Origin of the sequence: Methylorubrum podarium, from assembly GCF_040270385.1 — a bacterium.
GTDB classification, from domain to species: Bacteria; Pseudomonadota; Alphaproteobacteria; order Rhizobiales; family Beijerinckiaceae; genus Methylobacterium; species Methylobacterium podarium.
Map to the genome: position 1 here is coordinate 176,047 of NZ_JBELQE010000084.1, position 7,478 is coordinate 183,524.

Annotated in this window: 6 protein-coding genes; 4 read left to right on the forward strand and 2 right to left on the reverse strand. The window is 72.7% G+C overall.

The features are described 5' to 3' along the window. Positions 1–160 precede the first annotated feature (160 nt). Genes ABS772_RS15860 through ABS772_RS15870 form a run of 3 tightly spaced genes read left to right on the forward strand, consistent with a single transcriptional unit; the run spans position 161 to position 2,993 of the window. Positions 161–1,129, forward strand: a complete 969-nt coding sequence (locus ABS772_RS15860) for an ABC transporter substrate-binding protein (protein WP_407942993.1) — start codon at positions 161–163, stop codon at positions 1,127–1,129. Next, a complete protein-coding gene (locus ABS772_RS15865; protein ID WP_407942994.1) occupies positions 1,099–2,265 on the forward strand; it encodes an ABC transporter permease subunit in 1,167 nt (388 codons plus the stop codon). The genes ABS772_RS15860 and ABS772_RS15865 overlap by 31 nt, the downstream gene beginning before the upstream one ends. Then, complete coding sequence (locus tag ABS772_RS15870; protein ID WP_350395801.1) at positions 2,262–2,993, forward strand: ABC transporter permease; 732 nt, start codon at positions 2,262–2,264, stop codon at positions 2,991–2,993. The genes ABS772_RS15865 and ABS772_RS15870 overlap by 4 nt, the downstream gene beginning before the upstream one ends. 6 nt (positions 2,994–2,999) lie before the next feature. Here ABS772_RS15870 and ABS772_RS15875 read toward each other — a convergent pair whose 3' ends face one another. Both ABS772_RS15875 and ABS772_RS15880 read right to left on the reverse strand, forming a co-directional pair. Then, the gene (locus ABS772_RS15875) at positions 3,000–4,058 is read right to left on the reverse strand and encodes a L,D-transpeptidase family protein (protein WP_350395802.1); all 1,059 of its coding nucleotides are present in this window, start codon (positions 4,056–4,058) and stop codon (positions 3,000–3,002) included. 108 nt (positions 4,059–4,166) lie between these two features. Beyond that, positions 4,167–5,081 carry an extensin-like domain-containing protein gene (locus ABS772_RS15880; protein ID WP_350395803.1) on the reverse strand — a complete coding sequence of 305 codons (915 nt, stop codon included), beginning with the start codon at positions 5,079–5,081 and terminating at the stop codon, positions 4,167–4,169. A 197-nt stretch (positions 5,082–5,278) separates the two neighbouring features. On the opposite strand from ABS772_RS15880, the gene ABS772_RS15885 reads away from it, so the two are divergent. Continuing rightward, complete coding sequence (locus ABS772_RS15885; protein ID WP_350395804.1) at positions 5,279–7,378, forward strand: M3 family metallopeptidase; 2,100 nt, start codon at positions 5,279–5,281, stop codon at positions 7,376–7,378. Positions 7,379–7,478 lie beyond the last annotated feature (100 nt).

The following is a 7,478-nucleotide window of genomic DNA, read 5'->3' on the forward strand; positions in this document are numbered from 1 at the left end:
GCTCCGGAGAAGGCCCGCATTACACCTCGAAAGCGGATGCCCCACCCGGAAAACGCTGCCCGGCAACCCGAGCCGTCGCCCGTAAAGCTGAGCGTGTCAAGCGCCGGAAAGCCGTTGCCGTGCTATGCTGTTCGACGCGATGTTATTCCGTGAAACATTTATGTCGCATTGTCGCAACCGGGCGACATCGGCGCGCGGGCACGACCTCGGGTCAGCCGTCGGGCGCCGGACTGTTCTGGCTGGTTTCGCCGCCGCGCTGCTTCCCGAAAGCGGTCAGTCTGCGCCTGCGCGTCCCATCCAGATCGGATCGAAAAGCGACACGGAAGGCGCGCTGCTTGGAAACCTGATTTCCGCCGTCCTGGAGGCGCTCGGCCTCCCCGTGGAGCGCCGACTCGGGCTCGGGCCGACGCTGATCGTCCGCTCGGCGCTGCTCGCCGGAGAGATCGACCTGTATCCCGAATATACCGGCAACGTCGCCTTCTTCTCGGGCACCGAGACCGACCCTGTCTGGAAGACCGCGGAAAGCGCCTACGATCGTGCGCGGCGGCTCGACGCCGCGCGAGGACTGGTGTGGCTCGGGCGGGCTCCGGCCAACAACACCTGGCTGATCGCCGTGCGGGGCGACCTCGCCCGCGAGCGGGGGCTCGCCACGATGGTGGATTTCGCCGGCGCCGTGCGCGACGACCGCATCCGGCTCGCGGCCTCGACGGAGTTCGTGGAGAGCCCTGCCGCCCTTCCCTCCTTCGAGGCCGCCTACGGATTCACCCTGCCGCTCTCGCGCATCATCAGCCTGCCGGGCGGCGATACGGCGGTGACCGCGCGCGCCGCGGCGGAGGGCATCAGCGGCGTCAATGCCGGCATGGTCTACGGCACCGACGGCGCGCTGGCCACCCTCGACCTCGCCGTGATGAGCGACCCGAAGGCGGCGCAGATCGTCTACGAGCCGGCGCCCGTGATCCGCGCCGAGACGCTTGAACGCCACCCGCAGATCCGCGCCGCCCTCGATCGCGTCTTCGCACGCCTCGATGCCGACACCCTGCGGAGGCTCAATGCCGCGATCACGGTGGAGGGGCGCACCGCCGCCGCGGTGGCGAACGAATGGCTCGCCGCGCAGGCAAGCCGCCCGTGATCCGACGCCTTCCCGTCAGCCTCCTCGCCGCGGCCCTCGTCCCGGCGGCCCTGCTGCTGCCCCTGCTGCATCTCGCGCCGAACCGGCTCGTGACCGGTGCCCCGGTGATGGCGACCGACGCGCTCGGCATCTGGCTCTGGCCGGTGATGGCACTCGCCTCGCTCGGCGGTCTTCTTCTAGCCGCGGGCGGCGGGAGGGCGGTCGCCGGCCTTGCCGGGCTCGCCTGCCTCGGCGCCCTCGCGCTGCTGCTGGCCGGGCTCGGGGCCGGCGCCGCCGAATTGATCGCCGGTACGCCGCCCGCGACACGGGCGCGGCTCGCCTCCGGCGCCTGGGCCGGCGTGGTCGTGCTGGTCGGCATGCTCGCGCTTGCCGCGCGCCGCGCCCGCCTGCCCGGCGGCGGCGTCGCGTCCGCTGCCGCCGTGGCGGGATTGCTCGCCTGCCTCTGGTTCGCCGGCCGCCTCGACGCGCTCTCGCTCGCCGTGGAGCTGCGCGCCCGATCCCAGACGCTGGGCGCTGCCATCGGCGCTCATCTCGTCCTGTCCCTCGGCGCCCTGGCCCTCGCCGCCGGCCTCACCGCGGGCCTCGCCCTCTGGCGTCGCGGGCGCGGCGCGGTCGAACTCGCGGTGAGCGGGGTGCAGGTCGTGCCGGCGGTCGCCCTGCTCGGCGGTCTGGTCGCCGCACTCTCCGCGCTCCTCGCCGCCGCCCCGACCCTGCGCGGCTATGGCCTCTCCGCGCTCGGCGGCCTCCCCGCCCTGATCGGCATCGCCGCCTACCTGCTGCTACCGCTCTGGCGTGGCCAGCAGGCGGCGCGACGCGCCGCGAGCACCGGCCATCTCGACGCTGGGCGCGCGCTCGGGCTCACGGACCGCCAGATCCTGGCGAGGATCCGCCTGCCGCTCGGCGCCCCGCTCCTCGTCGGCGGACTTCGGGTCGCTGCGGTCCAGGCGCTCGGCCTCGCGACGCTCGGCGCGCTGGTCGGGGCCGGCGGCCTCGGCACCCTCGTCTTCGACGGCATGGCCCAGTTCGCGCCGGATCTGATCCTGCTCGGTGCCCTGCCGATCATCCTGCTCTCCCTCGCCACCGAGGCGGCGCTCGGGGGCCTGGAGGCGGCGTTGCGCCGACGGTGGCCGCGATGAGACGCCTCTCGCCCGCCCTCGGACCGCTGTTCCTCGGCCTCGCGCTCGCCGCCGCGAGCCATCCGACCGTCGCCGCCGCCCTCGTCGGCGGGGGCGCGAGCCGCCCCCTCGCGCTCGCTCGCCTGGCCGAGCTGGCCTTGAACCACCTTGCCCTCGCCGCGAGCGGGCTGGCCCTCGTCGCCGGCCTCGGTGTCGGGCTCGGCCTGATCGCCACGCGGGCGCGCTTCGCGTCGTTTCGCGGAAGCATCGACACGCTCGCCGCCGTCGCCCAGGCGGTGCCGCCGGTGGTCGTGGTGGCCCTGGCCCTGCCGGTCCTCGGCTTCGGCGGACCGCCGACGCTGCTGGCGCTCATCGCCTACGGGATCATGCCGACCCTGCGCGGCACGGTCGGCGCCCTCGATGCCGTCTCCGCCGAGGCCCGGGAATCGGCGCTGGCCGTCGGCCTCACCCCCTCGCAGATCCTCGCCTACGTCGAACTCCCGCTCGCCGCGCCCGGTCTCGTCGATACGCTGCGGACGGCCCTGGTCCTCGCGGTCTCCGTCACCGCGGTCGGGGCGCTCGCCGGGGCCTCGACCCTCGGGACGCCGATCGTCGCCGGGCTCCAGAACCAGAATTTCGCGGCGATGCTTCAGGGCGCGCTGGCGACCGCGGCCCTGGCCTTTCTGGGCGACGGCTTGCTGCTCGCGGTCGGCGCATGGGTTCAACCCCGCCGGCGGACCCGACTCTGATCCGCGCTACTTCTCCAGGAACTCGACCTTCGCGCCCTTCGTCGTGTGGCTCGCGAGGTCGCGCGCGTCCCAGTTCGTCAGGCGGATGCAGCCGTGGGACTCGGTCTTGCCGACTTTTTCCGGGTCCGGCGTCCCGTGGATGCCGTAGGAGGGGATCGAGAGGTCGATCCAGACCGTGCCGACGGGATTGTTCGGCCCCGGATGGATCGAGAACTTCTTGTTCGTCTTCACGCCCTTGAACTGATATTTCGGGTTGTAGGTGTACCAGGGATCGAAGGCGACGGCCTTCACCTTCGCCGAACCGTCCGGCGCCGGCTTCTCGTCGCTGCCGATCGAGGCGGGGTAGTCGGCCGTCAGCGTCCCGTCCTCCGCGTAGGCGCGCACCCGCTTCGTTCGCTTGTCGACCTCGATGCGGCCGACCTTGGGCGCCACCGGCGCGCCCTCGACCTTCCCCTCCCCGAGCGGGGGCACCGCCGCCACGACCAGCGTGCCGCCCGCCTTGTCGAGGGGCACGTCGGAGTTGAGGGCGGAGAGCAGGTCGCGCTGCATGTGGAAGCGCTCCGCCAGCATCTCGCGGGTGTTGGTGTAGCGCATGGGCCCGACCTCGGCCTGCTCCTCCATCTTGCTCGGCATCCGCTCGACGAAGGGGCCTTTCACGTCCTCCTCGGTGATCGTGTACTGCGTCACGACCGGATCCTTGCTGGTAGCCTGGAGCCGGTCGAACAGCTCGCGGGTGAGGCGATCTTCGGCGGGGAGCCCTTGCGCCGCGGCGAAGGCCCTCAGCGCGCCGCGCAGGTTCTCGCCGTCGCGCCCGTCGATGGCGCCGGGGGAGAAGCGCGCCCGGTCGAGCAGCACCTGCACCTTCACCAGAAGCGGGTCGGGCTTCTTGTCGGCGCCTTTCTTCGGCTTCTTCGCCGCCTTGGATGCCCCGTCCTGCGGTTCCCGGAACGCCGCGTTCTCGATGGCCTCGCGGGTCAGGTCGGGCGCCCCGGATCCGGCGGCCTGCGCGGCCGCCGACCACACCCCGAGCGCCGCCAGCGCTCCCCGCATCCACGCCCGTCCCATCGCCTGCCAGCGCTCCTCACCTCACGACGAGTAGGAAGCGATGGCCAAGCGCAACCGTTCCCGCGGCGAATGGCGCGCCGTCGTGCGTCCCCGGCTCGAGGCGGCCGCCTACTGGCAGAGACGGTGGCCGGCGTTGCGCTCGCGCAGGTCGAGATGCAGGTGGTTGGCATGGGCCGCGTCGCTGCCGGGCCCCAGCACCGTGCGGAAGAAGCCGCAGGCGCCGGCCCGCACCGAGGCCAGGAAGGCCGCCTCCGGCGTGCCCCCCGGCGCCGCCGTCACCTTGAGGCTCGCGCGCTTCTCGAAGCCGTAGCTCATCACGTCGATGGCGTTGGCGAAGCTGTGCTCGCTGAGCTTGGCATCCGTGTCGTGGTTCTGCCCGCGGCAGACATAGGTGCCGCCGAGCGCGAGACTCTTGAGGGAGTCGCCGAGCTGCTCCCGCGCCGCGACCTGCACCTCCGTCGTCCAGCGCGCCAGCGCCTCCGCCGCCCGGCAGTTCAGGGTGGCCGCCGGCTCCAGCGCCACGCCGTCGGCGAGCGCGGTGATGCTCAGCGGGCGCGGCGCGCTGCACTGGCCGTTGCCGAGAGGCGGCAGCGCCTCGAAGCGGGCGCCGAGCCGTTCCAGCCGGCGCAGGCAGGCGGTGTCGTCGGGCGCCGACACCTTGAGGGCGAGCGCCGCCTCGCCCGACAGCTCCGGCGGACGCTCCGGCGGTAGCGGCGCCTCCGGAAGGGCGGCAGGCCCGTCCTTCGAAGGCTCCTTCGCGTCCTTAGAGGGCGGCTCGTCGGTCTTCCGTGCGGCGTCCTTGCCAGCATCCTTGCCGGCACCGGTGGCGAGCTCGGCCGGCCGCTCCGGCGGCAGCGGCGTGACCTGCGGCGCCGGCGGGACGATGTCGTCCGGGCGCGCGGGCGGCTGGGGCGGGGGCAGCGGCACCGTCGCGGGCGGCGGCTTGGCCGGATCGGACCATGCCGTGCCGGCGGGCAGGACAAGCCCCGCGGCGAGGAGGCAGGCGACGGTGAAAGGCTTCATGCCGCGTATGTCCCGCTCATCCGGCCGCGCGCCGACTTCCTCTCATCCGTCGCCCGGCCGCGCCCGGCAAGGACGCGGCGGCCACGGCCCGCGAAATCGTGCCGGAGCGCGGCATCGGGAGCTGGGCCTTTGCGCCGCTCGACCCACAAACCTATGTTCAGCGCTTCGCTGCACGACGTTTCCCGAAGGTTTTGTCCATGACCGCCGACACCGCACGCGACCTGACCGAGGGCACCGAGCCCGGCAGCGCCACCGCGGCAGCGAACCCGTTCGACGCATCGGACTGGGCCACGCCCTTCGGCCTGCCGGATTTCGAGGCGATCCGGCCGGAGCACTACGTGCCGGCCTTCGCGCACGCGCTGAAGGCGCACGAGGCCGAGATCGCTGCGATCGCCGGGAACGAGGCGGCCCCGACCTTCGCCAACACGGTGGCGGCGATGGAGCGCGCGGGCGCGGCGCTCGACCGGGTGGCCAACGTGTTCTTCAACCTGACCGGCAGCAACACCAGCCCCGAACTGCAGGCGATCGAGCGGGCGGTCGCGCCGCAGCTCGCGCGGCATTCGAGCGCCATCACCCTCAACCCCGAGCTCTGGGCCCGCCTCTCGGCCATCGATGCCGATGCGGAAGCGTTGGGCGCGGAGGAGCGGCGGGTGCTCGACCGCTACCGCGTACGCTTCCAGCGGTCGGGCGCCGGCCTCGCACCGGAGGCCAAGGCGCGCATCGCCGAGATCGCGATCCGCCTCGCCGAACTCGGCACGCAATTCGGCCAGAACGTGCTCGCCGACGAGCGCGACTTCGTCCTGCCGCTCGATGGCGAGGACGACCTCGCCGGCTTGCCGCCCTTCCTGCGCGATGCCGCCGCGGAAGCCGCGGGGGAGCGGGGCGGCCAGCACAGCCACGTCATCACCCTGTCGCGCTCGCTGATCGAGCCCTTCCTCGTCTTCTCCATGCGCCGCGACCTGCGTGCGCTGGCCTACGCGGCCTGGACCCGGCGCGGCGAGAACGGCGGCGCCACCGACAACCGCGCGATCATCGCCGAGATCGTGCGGTTGCGCGCCGAGCGGGCGCGGCTGCTCGGCTTCGACAGCTTCGCCCACCTCAAGCTCGACGACACCATGGCCGGCTCGCCCGACGCGGCGATGGAGCTCCTGCGCAATGTCTGGAAGCCAGCGCTCCAGCGCGCCGCGGAGGAGCGCGAAGGGCTGCAGGCCCTGGTGCGGGCGGAGGGACACGACTTCGCCCTCGAAGCGCATGACTGGCGCCACTATTCCGAGAAGCTGCGGCGCGCCGAGCACGACCTCGACGAAACCGAGATCAAGCCGTACCTGCCGCTGGAGGGCATGATCCGGGCGGCCTTCGACACCGCGTCGAAGCTGTTCGGCCTGACCTTCGAGGAAGTGCGGGACGTGCCGCGCTATCATCCGGACGTGCGCACCTGGCTCGTCCGCAACGCCGACGGCTCGGAGGTCGGCCTGTTCCTCGGCGACTATTTCGCCCGCCCCTCGAAGCGCTCCGGTGCCTGGATGAGTGCCTTCCGCTCGCAGGAGCGGCTGAACGGCGACATCAAGCCGATCATCGTCAACGTGATGAACTTCGCCCGCGCGCCGCGTGGGGAGCCGACGCTCCTCTCCTTCGACGACGCCCGCACGCTGTTCCACGAATTCGGCCACGGCCTGCACGGGCTGTTGTCCGACGTGACCTATCCGCTCCTGTCCGGCACCGCCGTCTCGCGCGACTTCGTCGAACTGCCCTCGCAGCTCTACGAGCACTGGCTGCAGCAGCCGGAGGTGCTCCGCGCCCATGCCCGCCACGTGCGGACCGGCGAGCCGATGCCCGACGCGCTGCTCGAACGCCTGCTCGCGGCGGCGACCTTCAACCAGGGCTTCGCCACCGTCGAGTACGCCGCCTCGGCCATCGTCGACATGACACTGCACCTCTCCGCGGCCGGGGAGGACGGGCTCGACGTCGTCGCCTTCGAGGCGGATGCGCTGCGCCGCATCGCCATGCCGGCGGAGATCGCGGCGCGGCACCGGGCGCCGCACTTCGCGCACATCTTCTCCGGCGACGGGTATGCGGCCGGCTACTACAGCTATCTCTGGTCCGAGGTGCTCGACGCCGACGCCTTCGACGCGTTCCGCGAGACCGGCGACATCTTCCACCCGGAGACGGCGCAGCGCCTGCGCCGGACGATCTACGGCGCGGGCAACCTGCGCGACCCGCGCGAGGCCTACACCGCGTTCCGCGGACGGCTGCCGAGCATCGCGCCGCTGCTGAAGAAGCGCGGGCTCGCGGCGTAGTACGAAAAAAAGCCCTCCCCCCCTCTGCGAGTGAGGGTGGCCCCCGAAGGGGGTCGGGTGAGGGGAGCGCCGCTTCCGGAAAGACCTGAGCCGGCCCCTC